Origin of the sequence: Lysinibacillus sp. A1 (assembly GCF_000801965.1) — a bacterium.
In the GTDB taxonomy this organism is placed as follows: Bacteria; Bacillota; Bacilli; order Bacillales_A; family Planococcaceae; genus Lysinibacillus; species Lysinibacillus fusiformis.
Map to the genome: position 1 here is coordinate 1 of NZ_JSZM01000006.1, position 16,498 is coordinate 16,498.

Sequence of the window (16,498 nt, forward strand, 5' to 3'; positions counted from 1 at the left end):
TAATCCTACTTGGAGCGTATTCAACATATTTTTAGGTTTTACAGCATTTTTCACTGCTTTGGTCGTTGCTTGTGCAGCTTTTTTCACGACTGGTAGTACCTTTTCCTTCACTACCTGCTTCGTTTGTTTGACAGCTGCCTTTACCTGTTGCTTGGCTTTTGTCACAGCCGCCTTTGCTTTTTTCACAACCTTTTTCGTGGTCAGGACCGCTTTTTTAATGGCCTTCTTCGCCCGTTTCACCAATTTACTCTTGGATAAACTATTTTTCAGTTTGCGGGCCTTGGTAAAGAATTTTCCCCACTTTTTCTTCTTCTTTTTTTTCTTCTTTTTCTTCTTTTTACTCGATTTCTTTTGTTTTTTCTTTGTGGAGCTTTTCTTTTTGGAGGATTTTTTTGAGCTCTTCCCTTTCGATCCTCCGCTCTTGCCTTTTTTCGCTCCACTTGGGGAGCCTACTTTCGGAATCATTCCCAGTAAGCTTCCTGCTAATCCTAATAGACCCATTAGGCATCACCCCCACCAACAGGGATCATCCCCATCATGTCTAGGGCGGAATCGAGGTCTGCTTCCTCTTCCTGTGAAGCGACTGACACATCTCTTTAAAATGTCAGTAATGTTCTGGTCTTATTTCAATCTTTAGGGTATGTAAGTGTCCTTCCGTTTCTCTTAAAATATATATGAATGTATACATCGTCACTTTTCCGCATGTGTAATTTATAGCTAAATGTTCCACTATAAATCTTCATTTTCACTTTATATTTCTGCTACAACCATATAAACACGTAAAAATGTCGAATGTGGTACATCCTTATAATCAACAACAAACTTATCTATCCAAACCTCTATTTCCATCGCCTGTTCTTCTCCTTGTATGCAAGTACTTGTATAAAATTTAACACTTAGTACACTAATTAAATAATCGTAATCTTTGTAAGTGTAAATACAAAAATGCACTTGTCGCCTGTTATAGGCAATCAAGTGCTTTAAGATTATAGATTTTCTAAGTTTATTAATATGTGCAAGTTTTATAAGCTAATTTTATATTGACAGTATGACATCTTTATACTACTTGGCAAGTGTAACGTTTAAATCCTTTAGTTTGTTTATTCTCATGTGTTTGTTGCTTACGACATCCATAAAGTGGTCCTTGTAAGTAATATGTCATCTCGCCTATTTTTCAAACTTTTCTTCACAGACCACTGTTTACATAGTACTCCTTGATGGTCCAGCCTTCATGAGTTTTTGAATCAAATATCAGCTTACTTTTTTAGCACAAACTTCTTTGAGTTAAGAAAAAAACCCTGAGAGGCAGGAAGCCTATCAAGGTTATCTCGAAGACATGAAGCCATTTTTTTGTGTAAAACTAAAATCGATAGCTATAAACAGTCAAGGGTTTTGTCAACACTAAATTATATCTCGATACAATTACACTATCGTTATAGTTATCGCATAATATTGAATACAACTTATGGTCTTTCCATAGCCTATTCCTCAATTTCTCTCTCCTTTAATTGCTTTCTTATTTTATGTGTTTCTAAATCTGCTAATCTAACAGGAATAGGTAAACGACTCTCATTATTAATACAGTTCATAACAACTTCAGTACTTGTATCCAAGTCAATCCAGTTCCCACAAGAAACAAAAATAGGTTTAACATTTTTTGTTGTTCTCAATGTTCGACCATAGACTTCATTATTTATTATAATATCGCTGTAAGAGCCTCTTTGATTCTCTGGCATAATAAAATCTACATCCTGGATTTTAAGATAACTTTTTGCCACCCCAATAGTTGGTTTATTTAAAAAGAATGAGGCATGAGTAGCAATACCCATGTGACGATAATGTAAATAACCATTGCCATCAAACATATATATATCTGGTTGCTTCGTTAGTTTTTTAACTGCCTCTATTACTAAAGGCAATTCTCGAAATGCAAGGAAACCCGGAATATAAGGAATTAGTATTTCCCCATAACTGTACACTTTTTCGACAATTCCCTTTGTACTACAATCAATGATTACAATACAGCATGCACCGTACTTCCTTTCATTTATATCCCAGTAAGATAAATCTACTCCTGCAATAATTTGTATATTTTTTATATGAAAATTATTTTCTAATTTAATTCTAGAAAATAATTCACTTTGAATTTCGTAAGCTCCTGTATTAGTTTATTTCCACTAAAATTATTCATTATCATCACATTTAGTGAGTCGAGTAATTAGTTCTAATTCATCTTTTGTCGGTGTATTTTTTTGTTCAATTATATTTCCTTGCTTATCCCATTCAGTATACTTTAAACACACACCAAACTTAAACTCTCCTTCATATTTGAGTTCTTCACTTTCATACCAAATTTTTCTTATGCCTCTTGTTTGCCCTTTTATCATATAATCTGTGGATTTCACTTTTCCATTATAGTGAAAATTAATATAATAACCTTCTTTAAAACCATTTTTATAATAACAGTAATATGCTATATTACCATTATCGTGTAATTCATAAGCTAAACCTGTAAAAGGTTTCCCCCCTTCCTCTTCTGGGTTATCTAGCACTTCATCACTGTATGAGGTAAACCATAATCCCTCATCAAAATCTATACCATGTTCTAATACAAATTCTTTACTTAGTACATCCATCTTATTTTCCAACTTTTTTCACCTCTAAACTAAATTCAAATCCTTCAGTAATAAAATTACAATGTGGACAGGTTGGCATCATCATACCAGCTGGTTTTAATTTTTTACCCGACCTTACGACATGAGTAATAAAATCCGTTGGCTTTGCGTTTGGATTTGCAAGTAATGCCTCATTCAAAGAGTATACCTCTGCATGGGATCCTGCTCCATATGTAAATTTATAACCATCTTTAACACTACTAGGCATATTATATATCCTATCTCCAATAGTTGGGTGCAATGTAACTGGAATATCACTGTGAGTGTTGTTAATTCCAAAGTAATATTTTTCGGTTGTTTTATCAAATGTCCCTGCGACCGCTGGACCCATTTCATTTTTAGTTAACCCTAATGTATTTAGTCTTTCAACTTCTTTCTCCACAGCTCCACGTAAATTAATTCTCTGATTTAATTCTTGTGGAGTAAATCGGCCATATTTATTGTGCAAGTACTCTATTCTACTTAAATTATCCGCACCCTTACTAGTATTACTACTCGAACTGCTGCTATTAGTCTTACCACTTGTTACTCCAGTCGGTTTTGTACTAGACACCCTTTAACTCCCAACACTGAGGTGGCTACGCCAAAAGTATCTAACCAATGCTCTTTCGATAGTGGGTCTTTCGGGTTCACCGAACCTTTTACCATGTCCGTCAAGCCTGATGTTGCATAATTTAAAAAATCAGATGGTGAATTGAACATCTTATCTTTTCTACTTTTTGCACCCGACCAAATGCCATCTACTGCACCTAATGTAAGATAATTTGCAAAATCATATGGGGAGTTAAGTGCTTTATCTTTTCTAGTATCTAAACCATTTTTTGAAATCTTCACCAATTTCCTTGAAGCTATTGAATGACTTAACAACTGGATTTTTGATTTCCTTCGCAACCGTTTTGACAGTCGATTTCAGGCCATCTGGAGTGACAGTTGATTCTGCACTTAAGACCTTGCGTTTATCTGCAATTTTTGTGATTGGTTCACCATCACTGCCGATAACTCTCGTTTTTCTGTGCTCATCTAATAGGGCTATCGGATTATTGGAATATGTGCATGGACAAACGAATATTACTGGGAAATTTGCAGATTTCTTATATTACAAACGATTAGATAAATCGATAAAAAGTGCCTCTTCTAATACATTAAGAAAATTGGTAGAGAAAAGATAAAAAACGAAGAAAAAGATAAGTAATTCTATCCTTATAACACAATAAAAGAAGTCAATAGCCACTTCGTTCTCCTGACGTCGCTATTGACTTCTTTTATTGGGCATGTTGCTCTGTCAGTGCCCGAGGAACTCACAAAATAGCAAATACCTAACTATTCCTCAACCACTTACTACCTTAACATGCCCAACGTTTGTGTTATCCAATTATCTTGTTCTTTTAAATTCTTTTTCCTTTACCCTCAGAATCTATCAAAATAGCAATTACATATTATACTTTAACTGCCGAATCTCAGTTGTTGTTCATCCAAATACTCTTTCCATTTTGTTAATAGATATTCTTCTCCAAAATTAGACTCATTTTCATTAAGTGGAGGTGGCATATAACCAATGATTTTCGATATCACCACAGGATAGTCAAAATCAGCATAAATTCTTTCTACCATTTCTAACGAATTAGGAAATTGTTCTTTATTATCAAAAATCCATTCCAAAAGTACATACAACAATTTCTCTTTTAATTCATCTTCATTAATATCCACCCTATCAACTAATTCCTCGATATAAGGATTAATAGATTCTCCTGTAAAAAGTGATGCTATTTCAAAAACTTGCGGTCTAGAATCATTACTTTTTCCAACCTCTGAAATTGCATATTCTATAGCAAAATCATTATTAAAAAAACTTTTTTCAATACCGTATAGTACAAAATCCCAAGTTACTTTTACAAAATCGGAAACAAATTTATATTTAAGTTTAATGTTATAGGTATTCAATTAATATCCTCCTTTAGGCACTATTAATAAACCTTTGGTGTGTAACTTTTCCTTCAGGGGTCAAAATATATTCATATATTCCTGAATTCCCATCTAGCTCACCTTTAGTTTGTAGTAATGTTCTATTGATTCCGTCTCCACCTTTAATATTAAAAACCTTGCCAGAAGCTAATTGCTCTTCACTTAGGAAGAAGCTAGCTGCGCGATGTATATTATCTTCCTTAAGTCCAGATCCAATACGTTCCGCATTAATACTTTCTTTTGCTGCATACTCAGCACGTAACTTTTCAAATTTTGCAACGTTCTCAGCTCCACTGGCTCCCTTACCAACATTACCCGTACCCTTATCATGCTTCTTCACATACTCGCCTAGTTGATCGATTTCTTTTTGGGTTGTCTTTGCATCCTTTGCCTTTTTGCTATTATTGGCAAGATCGTAGGTTTCTTCTATTCCTTTTTCCCAATCTCTTAAGGCTTCTAATGCATCCTTTCCTTTTTTCGCCTTCCCAACAGGGTTAATTAATGAGAGTGCTGCTTCAAATTGTTCGCCTATTGGAGCCTTTGCATCAGATAATTTGAGATAATCCTCAATAAACATGGAGTAGGTCATTTTAGAGCCTGCCATTAAATATGGATATAAACCGTCTGGAGTGGCAGTTGATTCAGCACTTAATACCTTTCGCTTATCCATAAGCGTTGTGATCGGCTCACCATCACTGCCGATAACTCTCGTTTTTCTGTGCTCATCTAATAGGGCTTTTAGTTCGGCTTCACTTGTTATCCTGTTTTTATCCCCTGACGAAGTTTTTACCTTTGTAATTGAACTATTCGTTGGTCTCAAGCTTTTTAGCATAGGGTAACACTCTTTTATAGGACTGCCTTTATAACATGTTGATTTTGTAAATGTGAGCTTTATTTAACACCTGTACTGTAAAGCAGATATTCTCACAGTAAATATGGGTTGTCTTTTTATTTAACCATGAAAAAACCTTGAAAGGTGGTTAGCCAATCAAGGTTATAATTAATATATCGAAAAGTTTATTTTGCTCTTACTTCAATTGCTCATCACTTCTAACCCTATACATAATTGTTGTGAACAGAAAAATCCACTTTCTAGCATCGATACCTACTAGAACATTTGGTCGTTTTGGCGTCCAAGCAACAATTCCACCTTTAAGCTATCTTCTTATTTCCACAAACAATATTCTTTCTGGATATACTAAATCGTTAAGACTATAAACAAAACTATTCATACAACTGTATATATCTTTCTCGTAAAGGTACATTTTCATTCACCAGTAATTCATCTTGAAGGAGTTCTTTTTTGTTTGCTAGAATCGAAATGAACAATGCATAATAATCACCTGTAGTTGGAAATGAAAATAATCCATACCCTTTAGAAGAAATAATTTTGTTCACTTCTCTTATTTTTTCTTGTAAAAACTCATACTCATATTCGCCAAGTTGCCCAAGTTCTTTTTGTGAAGCTAACTCGATATCATATTTACTTTCATAATCTAAGATAAAGTTCACTATTTCATAGCCTTCTTCCCCTCTAAAATCAAGATAGAGAAACCTTTTAGTGGACATCCCATGTTCTAATATCCATTGATAAATATCTTCCTTTTTGTCTAAATCATTTAGTCCCCTCAATTCACTCTCATCAAAGATTATAGACACTATATCTTTAAATCCCAATTACGATTTCCCCCTAAAATGCTTTTAATTTTGAAAAAGTTCTCCATGTTGATTAGGAATATAGTCTGGATAATTTTTTCGATAAAAGCTATCGATAATTTTCAATAAAGGATCCCAGTCAGAGTAAGGTTCAGGATCCATTATTTGTATTTTAGCTTCTGGCGTATTCATTAAGAAATCATTGAATTCTTCAGGGATAGGTAATCCATTTTTCTTCCTCACAAAAAGTAAAAACAAAATTTCGTATGGGTAAAATCCATAACCAAAATCTCCAAATTCGATAGATTCCCCTAGCTCTGAAGCAAGTGCCATATGGAATATAGACATTTTGTTAATTAAAGGCTCTATTTCTTCTAATTTAGTTGTTGACCATTGTTTTAATACCTCACTATAAATTTCTAACTCCTCGGGTATTAAGCCATATTCTAAATTAGTTTCTTTCAGCTGCTCTCTCACTACAACATTTAAGTTTTGATTTGTCCCCAAAAAATTTTTTTCTTTAAATTGGAGGTATAACTCTAAAAGGAACCATGTATGTTTATTAAAATTATTCGCATTTATCCAACGACTTTCTAAATGCTCTTCAATAAATTTAAATAATATATCCTCCTCTTTCTCCCAAACAAACATTGTAAAATGAATTAAGGTCATAATAACGTCTTGAAAGGAATATTCCAAAGACATTTTAGGATATTTACTTTTATAAAGGTCTTGCCCCATACATTGATGAAAAATAATCATCATTATTTTTTTTAGTTCGTGAGAATTTTCTTGATGATTTACTAATACATTCTGTTTCCATTTTGCCAAATAATATGATTTTATTGTTTCTAAATTTATTAATAGAATATGATCCTTTTCAACTTCATTGAGCTCTATAATATGGGTACTTTCCTTTAAACTATCCATATACTCTTCTTCTACTTCCTCAAATTTTATTCCCTTGACAAAATTTTCACAATATCTATTGTATGATAATTCTAATTTTTTAGGGTTTATCAATATATTCACCTCGTTTTATATGAAAGCTTTATTATTCATTACTAATCTATATTTTTCCTCATATTATCTAAGTACATTTCAATTTCTTGATCATACTGTGGATTCTTCTCAATATACTTTTCTCCTGCTATTTTAAAGTAATGATAAAGGAGTTTATAGCTTAGAATTATTGACTCATTCCCAAGTTCAATTTCAATACCATTAAATTTTTCTTCATAAAGAGTCTTATCATATTCATCTAAGTCACTCCAAAAAGTAAATCCACCAAAATCTATTCCAAAACCAATCCTATTACTCAAACATCTTGTAGCGTCTTTAAATGACCCGACAACATAACAAGCATTAATTAAATCTTCCACTAGTGAGTGTTCTATACTAATCAAATCATTGGAATCTAGTAGTTTATCCATTCATCTTCCTCCTATGGTGTAGGTGTTGTTGGGAATAACGATGTAATTTTACCATTTTCAAAATACCCCACCCATGTTACTCCTTTTGAATCAACTCCAGTCCAAACGCGCGGTAAGACCTCTGTTGATTCTTTTGCTAAAGCATTGTTAGCAGCTTCTATCCCTCTCTCAATAAATTCTTTATCTGAAATTACGTTTGGATCATATATGGTTTTTTTATTAGTCTTTTGATTATAGTTACCAGTGGGTTGTCTTGTTTTAGCATCCAATTCAGCAACGCTATACTGAATCTGCTTAACCCCTAATACTTCACTTCCATTTACATCATAAACTTTATTCTCACTTATAACTTTAACATCATTTTTAAAAAACTCGTTGCTGTTATGTGGCACCCACGATTCCTTTTTTATTTGGGTGTGGTTTTCCATTAGAATCTATTAGCTCTCTATATTTTATATGATTTTCCAATTCTGGTGTTGATTTTAGTCTACTAGGTATACTTGTACCAATTTCACCCGTACCCTTATCCTCAACAGGCTTTTTATTCGAGCCATTTTGTGATGGTTGGGTATTAGACGGTTTCGGACTTGGAGTTGTTATGTTTCTTCCAACTGTTCCTGTATCCTCTGTGTATCTAACGTCTCCACCTGCTCCTGCTAACTCATACCGCTGTGGTGGTCGCACCATCTGACGCAGTTGCTGTTTGACTTCGGCTACTTTGGATTGTATCTGGGTTTTCACGTTCACTACTTGCTTTTTGACTTGTCTACTACACTTCCTACTGGACCTTTCAGCGCTTTTTGAACACCTTCAGTGACACTCTTAACTACCCCGGCACCTTTATTTACTAATTTTCCGCCTGTTGCCGCCCAGCCCGCAAACGGAATCATCGCGCCAAAGGAAAGGGCCGCATTGACCTTGTCACCTCTGGCCAGATAAATAATGCCATTCACGCCGTCGGCTATTTCACCGACACCTGGTATTAACCCTACAAGATTTAATCCTACTTGGAGCGTATCTAACATATTTTTAGGTGTTACAGTACTTACTACGGCTTTGCCTAATGCTCTGGCCTTGTCTCAATCCTAAAGGTATGTAAGTGACCTTCTGTTTCTCTAAAGTTTTATAATATAGATGAATATATACATCGTCACTTTTCCGCATGTGTAGTTCATAGCTATATGTTCCAATATAAATCTTCATTTTCACTCTATCGAAACCTCTATTTCCATAGCCTGTTCTTCCCACTTATAAAGAATTTAACCCTTAGTACACTAATTAAATAATCGTAATTTTTTCAATTTACCTATTTAAATATGTAAAAAGCACTTGTCGCCTGTTATAGACAATCAAGTGCTTTAAGTGTATAAATTTTCTAAGTTTATTAATATTTGCAAGTTTTATAAGTTAGTTTAGTATTGACAGTATGACATCTTTTTTACCACATGGCAAGTGTAACGTTTAAACCCTTTAGCTTGTTTAATCTTGTGTGTTTGTTGCTTATGCCATCCATAAGTGGTTCTTGTAAATAAATTGTCATCTCGCTTACTTCTCACGCTTTTTATCATCGGGTAACACTCTTGATGGTACTGCCTTCATGACATATTGATTTTGTAAATGTGGGAGCTTTATTTAACACCTACACTGTAAACCACAAATTCTCACAGTAAATATGGGTTGTCTTCCTAAAGTCGTTTGTTTTAACCATAACAAAAAACCTTGAAAGATAGTTAGCCTATCAAGGTGATAGTTAAATATTCAAAAAATAATTTTATTCCTACTCCAAATTTAACATTTAACCCAAATAATACTTTTTCTCACATATATGCTAGTACTTTTGATTAATCTAAAATCTGGTAAATGTGTCTTGAAATATCTATTTCTTCTCCATCTTAAATTATGATAAATTTAAAATTTCTTTTAGTTCTTTTATGGAAACTTCAACTCTTGTTCGATCTTGAGGTCGTCTTGTTAAATAGTCTTCCCCAGCCTCTGTTAAATATTGAAAAAATACATTTTCATCTACAATAGCATTTTCCTCAACTTCAGCCATAGGAGGTTGTATACTGAAGTTAACACCAGTTTCACCAAAATACCCCTCTTCTCCTGGCTGATATTCATTTGCAAAAATACAACATACTAGATCAATCCCAAAACCTTGTTTGTTTTTGAAATTTTCAATCGCTTCCATAAACTTCCTATCACCTATTATTTTGTAATATAGACGCATCAACTCAACTTTTTCTGAAAATTCTTCAATAATAAAAACTTCCTCACTCATAACAAACACTCCTTTAACATTTAATCTAGAACTGGGAAGAAATTCGAAATCTCACCTGTATTTTTGTCTTTAAAGCCCATAAATTTCAATTGTTTCCCATTTACATTGACATACCCTTCTACCATATTACTTGGTGACCTATCTCCACCTTAAATTATCCTATTATTACCAATACCTTCTTCCATTGCTTCCCTACCCAACTTTAATATCTGTTCATCAGAAAAAATCTTTGGGTCATATACTGTCTTAGGATTCTTATACTCTTTCCACTGTCCAATAAAGTTACCTTTTCCACCATTTTCTTTACTCAATCCATCATAAACAGGAAGCTTATATTTTACCTCATAAATTCCTGAAATATCAGGATGAGGCGTTTTAGTAACAGCTTGATTAATATCCTTAACTTGATTACCAAAGTTATCTAAAATAAACTTCTCAAAGTTCTCAAGTCTGTGACCACCTTATATTCCAATGTTTGGTTTTGCAAGCTCTCTACTTCGATTAAATGTGTATCATGACCCTTTTTAAAAGTAACACCTTTACCCGTTACCCTTATCCTCAGCGGGCTTTTTATTCGAGCCATTTTGTGATGGTTGGGTATTAGGTGGTTTCGGACTTGGAGTTTTTGTGTTTCTTCCTACTATATCCTCTATACCTCTGACGTTTACATCTGCTCCTGCTAACTCCATTTCTGGTGGTCGCAGCTGACGCAGTTGCTGTTTTACTTCGGCTACTTTTGAGTTGTACCTGTTTTTTTACGTTCTCTACTTGCTTGTTGACTTTTTTCGGTCACACGGCCTACTAGACCGTTATTAGCGTTTTGAACACCTTCACTGATACCCTTCGCTGCATTGCCCACCACTAGAATCATAGCGGGCCGCATTGACCTTGTCGCCTCTGACCGCATAAATAACGACTTTCGTGCCATCTGCTATTTAGCCCGAACTTTTATTTTCCAAAATAAATCTGAATTTTCACTCTATCTTTCTTCACTCCAACATATCAACATATAAAAATACCGAATGTGTACATCCTTATAATCAAAAACAAACCTATCTATCTAAACCTCTATTTCCATTGCTAGCTCTTCCCCTTGTATGCTAATAGTTATATAAAATTTAATACTTAGTACACTAATTAAATAATTGTATTCTTTTCAACTTACGTATTTAAACGTGCAAAAAAGCACTTGTCGCCTGTCATAGACAATCAAGTGCTTTAAGTTCATATATTTTCTATCTTTATTCATACTACCTCTATTTTCTCAACTAATAGTAAAATAGATACTAAAATTAATCTATTGAGTATATTTTCTTCTACTCGCATGAGTAGCTAAATCTGCATAACGTGTCGTAATTGGTAATCGGCTATTTTTTTCTACAAAATGTAGAGTTATTTTTATTGAAGTCTCCAAATCGATCCAGTTGCCGCAAGAAATAAAAATAGGCTTTACATCCTTTCTTGTTCTCAATACCGCCCCATATACATCTCCATCAACCTCTATATAAGTAAAATCACCCATTTCATTTTTAGGCATTTTGAAATCCGTATCTTTTATCTTCAAATAACTTTTTGCAACACCTATCGTAGGCTTATTTAAATAAAATGAAGCATGGGTAGCAATTCCCATATTCCTATAATGAAGATAGCCATTCCCATCAAACATATAAAGATCCGGTTTACATTGCAGCTTTTTCGTTGCTTCCATTATCAAAGGAAGTTCCCGAAAAGCCAGATATCCTGAAATATATGGCACATCTATTTTTCCCCAATATTCTACTTCTTCTATGATTTGTTTTGTAATATAATCTATTACGACAATACAACAAACCCCATAATCTACTTTTCCCTCTGTCCAATATGCAATATCAATTCCAGCTACCATATGAATATCTGCTAACTCAAAATTATTTTTTAATGAAATCTTAGATATCCATTTTTCTTGTTCTCTTTTAAACAGTTCTTCGTTTTTCATTATTCACCCAATTTTTTAACCTAAGTTAGGTCAGATTCCATTGATTCTTTCTTTTCTTCTAATATATTGCCTTGTACATCATATTTTTTAAAGCTCACTAATCTACCTAAAACTCTATATTCAACTAATTTTAAAACGCCATTTTCATAAAACTCTTTTTGTTTACCTTCTAAAGTATTTTTGTCCAAATGTTTAATTTCTTTAACTTGTCCATTCGGATAAAAATGAACCATCTCCCCATCTTTAATCCCACTCTTAACCATATAATAGCCAGCTAAATTACCATTTTCATAACAGTCATAGATTATACCAGTAAAAAGATGTTCATTATTATCTTTATCATATTCCACTATAAAGGAATCATAATCATCTCCTCCATATCCAAAATTTTCTCCAAATATCATACCATTTTTCATAACGTATTCTCTACTTAATATTTTATCTTCCAACTTTAGACACCTCCGATATTACTTCAAATCCATCTAATAAATACGAACAATGTGGACAACATTTGAACATAACCCCACCAGGCATATTCTTATTAATTCCTGTTCTTATTACATTTACAGTCAAATCTTCTATTTTAGCACTTGGATTCATCTTCAGCGCTTCATTTACAGCTAAAACTTCAGCGTGTGAGCCTGCACCTTTACTGCGCTGACTATAAGAATCAAATACTTCTTTTGGCATATTGTCAAGTCGATTACGAAGTAACGGAACTAGCTCTGGAACTGTACCATCGATAGTATTTATCGCATGATAATATTCCCCAGTTTTTTTATCATATACTCCTGCAAGTGCTGGTCCCATTTTACCTTTACCAAAATTAGGTTCACCATTATATATTTGTTTTTGCCTTTCCAATTCATTCCTTGTCTCACCACGTAAATTAATTCGTTGATTAATTTGTTCAGATGTAAGCTTACCATACTTATCATATAGTTTATCCAAGTGATCTGCATATTTTCCTCTTTGAAGTTTTTCAACTTCACCAGTACCCTTATTACTATTACTACTCGAACTGCTGCTATTAGTCTTACCACTTGTTACTCCATTCGGTTTTGTACTAGACACCCCTTTAACTCCCAACACTGACGTGGCTACGCCAAAACTATCTAACCAATGCTCTTTCGATAGTGGGTCTTTCGGGTTCACCGAACCTTTTACCATGTCCGTTAAGCCTGATGTTGCGTAATTTAAAAAATCAGATGGTGAATTGAACATCTTATCTTTTCTACTTTTTGCACCCGACCAAATGCCATCTACTGCACCTAGTGTAAGATAATTTGCAAAATCATATGGGGAGTTAAGTGCTTTATCTTTTCTAGTATCTAAACCGTCTTTGAAATCTTTACCAATTTCCTTGAAGCTATTGAATGACTTAACAACTGGATTTTTGATTTCCTTCGCAACCGTTTTGGCAGTTGATTTCGTTTTAATGGCTATTTCCTTCGTTGTTTGTTTAACTTCTTTTACGATTTGTTTTGTTTGCTGGTAGACCTCTTTTGTTTTCGCTGCAGTTTGTTTATAAACTTCCTTGGTTTTACTTACAGTTTGTTTATAAGCTTTTTTAGTTGCTAATACAGCACTTTTTACTACTTTTTTAAATTGCTTCGCTATTTTACTTTTACTTACTTTATTATAGAGCTTCCGGGCCTTGGTAAAGAATTTCCCCCACTTTTTCTTTTTCTTCTTGCGTTTTTTCTTTTTCTTCTTTTTACTCGATTTCTTTTGTTTTTTCTTGGTGGAGCTTTTCTTTTTGGAGGATTTCTTGGAGCTCTTCCCTTTCGATCCTCCGCTCTTTCCTTTTTTCGCTCCACTTGGGGAGCCTACTTTTGGAATCATCCCCAGTAAGCTTCCTGCTAATCCTAATAGACCCATTAGGCATCACCCCCACCAACAGGGATCATCCCCATCATGTCTAAGGCGGAATCGAGGTCTGCTTCCTCTTCCTGTGAGGCGACTGATACAGGGGATTTGATGGACCCTTCCATCGTGACCGCCTGTCCCTGGATATCCGTAATGCCGTCAAACACTATACTACTGGAGCCGCAGGTGAATCGCATGGATTCGGCTGCACTCATGGACACTCGCTTCCCTGCGAAGGTGATCGTGTCATTCGCTTTGACTAGCAGGGAGGGCTTACTATGCACGGTGATGCCGCTGTCCTGATGAAGCTGCAGAAAAACAGCTCCCTCCTTGGCTGTAAATGTCACGGATTGTGGATCTAGCTTCATGTCCTTCCCTTTTGGCGTACCCCAGTAAGACGTTTTCGAATCAGCCGTTTTCGGGTTGGCCCCGCCACCTTTTCGTACACTGTGGCGAACAATCGCAGCTTCCTCTCGATGTGTCGGGAAGGTAAGATGAACATGATCGCCCTCCTCTGGCGGACTGTAAAAACCACTATGTCCTTCTGCTGTATATGGCGTAGCCAGTGGGAACCAGGTAGCTTCTTCCTTTTTTTGTGCCTCATCTATGCTGAGATGTACTTGTACCTGATCCTTTTTGACCTCTAATACCTTTCCTTCAATCGCAGTACCTGATAGGAACGGAATACTTCGTCTATCTTGACGTATGCCTTTTTTGAACAGTAAATGATACTCATAGGTAAGAATGCCTTGCTTCATTCGGGCGATGGATTTGGCTACGACAAGCTCCTTGCCTTGGAGCTGCACACGATCACCTAGCTTCAAAGTCTTTTTAGACTCGATCACATAGGCGACGGTATCCCGCTCCTCTATTGGCTGATCGATGTCATTGTGCTTACTATGTAAAAACTTAGAGCGATCCTTTAAAATCTCATAATTTGCCACTGATAGCTTTTCCATTCGTCCTTCAGGTAGCCCAAACCAGAATTTCGGCTTATCCGCATCCACTGCAGGGATTAGCACTGTCCGAAAATGGGACGCCATACGTTGTAAAAATTGCCAATCCGTCTCTTTATATTGTAATATAAACTGCTTGAGAGGAGTAGCCTTCGACACGGTATCAATGACATCTGCACCTGCATAGTCTTTTAAAACCTTTTTTATCATTGCCTGATAAGTCATTTTATTATGCTGAAAGGATCGGTACTTTTGTTTACAGTCTAGGGTGAACGTCGATGATACAGCCTCTAGCTCAATTTGATATACACCCCTCACTATACGTACAGCCATTTCTGTAACCTGTCCTTTAAAAAGTGTGCGTATTCGTTGCCCTTTACTTTTTTGAAATAGCTCTATTCGATCTGACGGACTAGCAAGTCGCATACAACTGTCTTTCTTTTCAGCAGGAATGAATCCCTTTATAGTTAACCTTGCGTGGTCATTCACTGCCTGTGCTAACGTGAGATGATGCAACGTCTGGACTTCATAGGGGGATACGAGTTCAAGCTCACCGTATCCGATTACTTCCTCGTATGTGTTCACATGAATTCCCTTCTTTCTTCAAGGGACAATGGATTATTCTTGTCCATCATCTTCTACTTTTATCGTTCCACAATACATACACATATTAATAGATTGACTAATTAACGCTGGATGATTTTCAATTAATTGATCATTCTTGCCATTAATCCAGGGCATTGTGATGACAGGTGTACAGGGCATTGGCTTTAAAACACCATTATTGTCAGCAGTGGCTGCCGCAACTATTGGATTTGCTAATGTTTGGCATAAGCCAAATGGTTGAATATTGTCATGAGGCTTATAATCCATCGTATTCATCTGTGCCTTATTTTTCGTATAAACACCATGGCTGACTGGCATTTTTAATATACTTGTTTGATCACCTTGTGAGCAGGATAATTTGGCACCAGCTACCACATAGCTCCGTTGGTCGCCGCCCTTTGTCTGTAATTCTTCTGACATCAAAAAACCATCCTTTCTATACGTAAGCTGTTGTAACTTTTACTAAACATAGTTGACGATGGATATAGAAAACAATTATTTCCTCTTTAGTTTTTTGTCTTTTCAAACTATTTTCCTACTGCGAAAATGTCGTTCCATCTTCCTTCAGTTTGTATTTTCCGTAATCGTATTCCCCTAAAATCTCTGCGCAGAATGCTCTCTGCTAATTCAATATTAACTACTATATAGTTTTCTTTAATTCCCTCAATTTGAAAGATGGGATAAAGGGCTGCTAAGTGCTCGTCTATTACTAGCTTTTTTAATGTTCCATCCAGATGAAATTCAGTTTGAGCAGAGAGACAAGGAACTTTTGGAGGAATAACTAGCCAATATAATGTTTGCATTACTTTAGGCATATCCATGAGAACAACCGCTTTGAATGGCATTGATGGTTCGTATTTTTCCACTAATTGTTTAACAGCATCAGAAAAGAGCATGATTGGCTTTTCAATCAAATCTGTATACACCATCTCGCCTTTCTCTAATACAGGAAATTGGCGTTCGAGCTCCTCTAATTCTTCCATTCTTTCAATTGTTAGTAGCTCTTTTTTTATTACTTGGGCTATACCAACAGGCTCGACAGCATTTGAGATGCGTTCATCCTGAGATAGAATAAAATAGTTCAT

Annotated in this window: 21 protein-coding genes; all 21 read right to left on the minus strand. The window is 35.1% G+C overall.

Features of this window, described 5'->3' with window-relative positions; all coding sequences use genetic code 11:
* Positions 1 to 501: hypothetical protein (locus PI85_RS24590; protein ID WP_200886550.1), on the minus strand; the 501-nt coding region annotated here is incomplete at its 3' end.
* Between the two features lie 980 nt (positions 502 to 1,481).
* Entirely contained in the window at positions 1,482 to 2,147 is a 666-nt protein-coding gene (locus tag PI85_RS03800; RefSeq protein WP_144422571.1) for an endonuclease V, read from the minus strand.
* A gap of 36 nt (positions 2,148 to 2,183) precedes the next feature.
* Positions 2,184 to 2,636, minus strand: a complete 453-nt coding sequence (locus PI85_RS03805) for a toxin-antitoxin system YwqK family antitoxin (protein ID WP_052323442.1) — start codon at positions 2,634 to 2,636, stop codon at positions 2,184 to 2,186.
* Between the two features lies 1 nt (position 2,637).
* Positions 2,638 to 3,228, minus strand: coding sequence for a YwqJ-related putative deaminase (locus PI85_RS03810; RefSeq protein WP_042737444.1), 591 nt, complete (start codon positions 3,226 to 3,228; stop codon positions 2,638 to 2,640).
* A complete protein-coding gene (locus PI85_RS24595) occupies positions 3,201 to 3,512 on the minus strand; it encodes a hypothetical protein (RefSeq protein ID WP_200886551.1) in 312 nt (103 codons plus the stop codon). Before PI85_RS24595 ends, PI85_RS03810 begins: the two co-directional genes overlap by 28 nt.
* A 606-nt stretch (positions 3,513 to 4,118) precedes the next feature.
* Positions 4,119 to 4,616: a DUF2247 family protein gene (locus PI85_RS03820; protein WP_036127019.1), complete on the minus strand. Its 498-nt coding sequence runs from the start codon at positions 4,614 to 4,616 to the stop codon at positions 4,119 to 4,121.
* Between the two features lie 13 nt (positions 4,617 to 4,629).
* Entirely contained in the window at positions 4,630 to 5,469 is an 840-nt protein-coding gene (locus PI85_RS03825; protein WP_036127022.1) for a hypothetical protein, read from the minus strand.
* A 392-nt stretch (positions 5,470 to 5,861) separates the two neighbouring features.
* Entirely contained in the window at positions 5,862 to 6,314 is a 453-nt protein-coding gene (locus PI85_RS03830) for a hypothetical protein (protein ID WP_036127025.1), read from the minus strand.
* 24 nt (positions 6,315 to 6,338) lie between these two features.
* Positions 6,339 to 7,316: a hypothetical protein gene (locus PI85_RS03835; protein ID WP_036127026.1), complete on the minus strand. Its 978-nt coding sequence runs from the start codon at positions 7,314 to 7,316 to the stop codon at positions 6,339 to 6,341.
* 41 nt (positions 7,317 to 7,357) lie between these two features.
* Entirely contained in the window at positions 7,358 to 7,726 is a 369-nt protein-coding gene (gene cdiI, locus PI85_RS03840) for a ribonuclease toxin immunity protein CdiI (protein WP_036127029.1), read from the minus strand.
* Positions 7,727 to 7,737: 11 nt separating this feature from the next.
* Complete coding sequence (locus PI85_RS03845; RefSeq protein WP_042737443.1) at positions 7,738 to 8,118, minus strand: CdiA family toxin C-terminal domain-containing protein; 381 nt, start codon at positions 8,116 to 8,118, stop codon at positions 7,738 to 7,740.
* The gene (locus PI85_RS03850; RefSeq protein WP_144422570.1) at positions 8,108 to 8,467 is read right to left on the minus strand and encodes a hypothetical protein; all 360 of its coding nucleotides are present in this window, start codon (positions 8,465 to 8,467) and stop codon (positions 8,108 to 8,110) included. Before PI85_RS03850 ends, PI85_RS03845 begins: the two co-directional genes overlap by 11 nt.
* 5 nt (positions 8,468 to 8,472) lie before the next feature.
* Positions 8,473 to 8,751 (minus strand): hypothetical protein, encoded by a 279-nt coding sequence (locus PI85_RS24505; protein WP_036127031.1) that lies wholly within the window; start codon positions 8,749 to 8,751, stop codon positions 8,473 to 8,475.
* Positions 8,752 to 9,623: 872 nt separating this feature from the next.
* A complete protein-coding gene (gene cdiI / locus PI85_RS03860) occupies positions 9,624 to 10,007 on the minus strand; it encodes a ribonuclease toxin immunity protein CdiI (protein ID WP_036127033.1) in 384 nt (127 codons plus the stop codon).
* A gap of 730 nt (positions 10,008 to 10,737) precedes the next feature.
* Positions 10,738 to 10,935 (minus strand): hypothetical protein, encoded by a 198-nt coding sequence (locus PI85_RS24185; protein WP_152607451.1) that lies wholly within the window; start codon positions 10,933 to 10,935, stop codon positions 10,738 to 10,740.
* Positions 10,936 to 11,304: 369 nt separating this feature from the next.
* Positions 11,305 to 11,982, minus strand: coding sequence for an endonuclease V (locus PI85_RS03865; RefSeq protein ID WP_036127034.1), 678 nt, complete (start codon positions 11,980 to 11,982; stop codon positions 11,305 to 11,307).
* A 20-nt stretch (positions 11,983 to 12,002) separates the two neighbouring features.
* Positions 12,003 to 12,431: a toxin-antitoxin system YwqK family antitoxin gene (locus PI85_RS03870; RefSeq protein ID WP_036127036.1), complete on the minus strand. Its 429-nt coding sequence runs from the start codon at positions 12,429 to 12,431 to the stop codon at positions 12,003 to 12,005.
* A complete protein-coding gene (locus tag PI85_RS23790; protein WP_082011542.1) occupies positions 12,421 to 13,863 on the minus strand; it encodes a YwqJ-related putative deaminase in 1,443 nt (480 codons plus the stop codon). The genes PI85_RS03870 and PI85_RS23790 overlap by 11 nt, the downstream gene beginning before the upstream one ends.
* A complete protein-coding gene (locus PI85_RS03880) occupies positions 13,863 to 15,392 on the minus strand; it encodes a contractile injection system protein, VgrG/Pvc8 family (RefSeq protein ID WP_036127038.1) in 1,530 nt (509 codons plus the stop codon). Before PI85_RS03880 ends, PI85_RS23790 begins: the two co-directional genes overlap by 1 nt.
* Positions 15,393 to 15,425: 33 nt before the next feature.
* A complete protein-coding gene (locus tag PI85_RS03885; RefSeq protein WP_008180110.1) occupies positions 15,426 to 15,833 on the minus strand; it encodes a DUF4280 domain-containing protein in 408 nt (135 codons plus the stop codon).
* Positions 15,834 to 15,940: 107 nt separating this feature from the next.
* Positions 15,941 to 16,498: a hypothetical protein gene (locus PI85_RS03890; RefSeq protein ID WP_036127040.1), complete on the minus strand. Its 558-nt coding sequence runs from the start codon at positions 16,496 to 16,498 to the stop codon at positions 15,941 to 15,943.

Coding starts and splice junctions, on each gene's coding strand:
- PI85_RS03865 (WP_036127034.1), bottom strand. CDS start 11,982: ATGAAAAACGAAGAACTGTTTAAAAGAGAACAAGAAAAATGGATATCT.
- PI85_RS24505 (WP_036127031.1), bottom strand. CDS start 8,751: ATGTTAGATACGCTCCAAGTAGGATTAAATCTTGTAGGGTTAATACCA.
- PI85_RS23790 (WP_082011542.1), bottom strand. CDS start 13,863: ATGGGTCTATTAGGATTAGCAGGAAGCTTACTGGGGATGATTCCAAAA.
- cdiI (WP_036127029.1), bottom strand. CDS start 7,726: ATGGATAAACTACTAGATTCCAATGATTTGATTAGTATAGAACACTCA.
- PI85_RS03805 (WP_052323442.1), bottom strand. CDS start 2,636: ATGGATGTACTAAGTAAAGAATTTGTATTAGAACATGGTATAGATTTT.
- cdiI (WP_036127033.1), bottom strand. CDS start 10,007: ATGAGTGAGGAAGTTTTTATTATTGAAGAATTTTCAGAAAAAGTTGAG.
- PI85_RS03885 (WP_008180110.1), bottom strand. CDS start 15,833: ATGTCAGAAGAATTACAGACAAAGGGCGGCGACCAACGGAGCTATGTG.
- PI85_RS03825 (WP_036127022.1), bottom strand. CDS start 5,469: ATGCTAAAAAGCTTGAGACCAACGAATAGTTCAATTACAAAGGTAAAA.
- PI85_RS24185 (WP_152607451.1), bottom strand. CDS start 10,935: ATGGCACGAAAGTCGTTATTTATGCGGTCAGAGGCGACAAGGTCAATG.
- PI85_RS03890 (WP_036127040.1), bottom strand. CDS start 16,498: ATGAACTATTTTATTCTATCTCAGGATGAACGCATCTCAAATGCTGTC.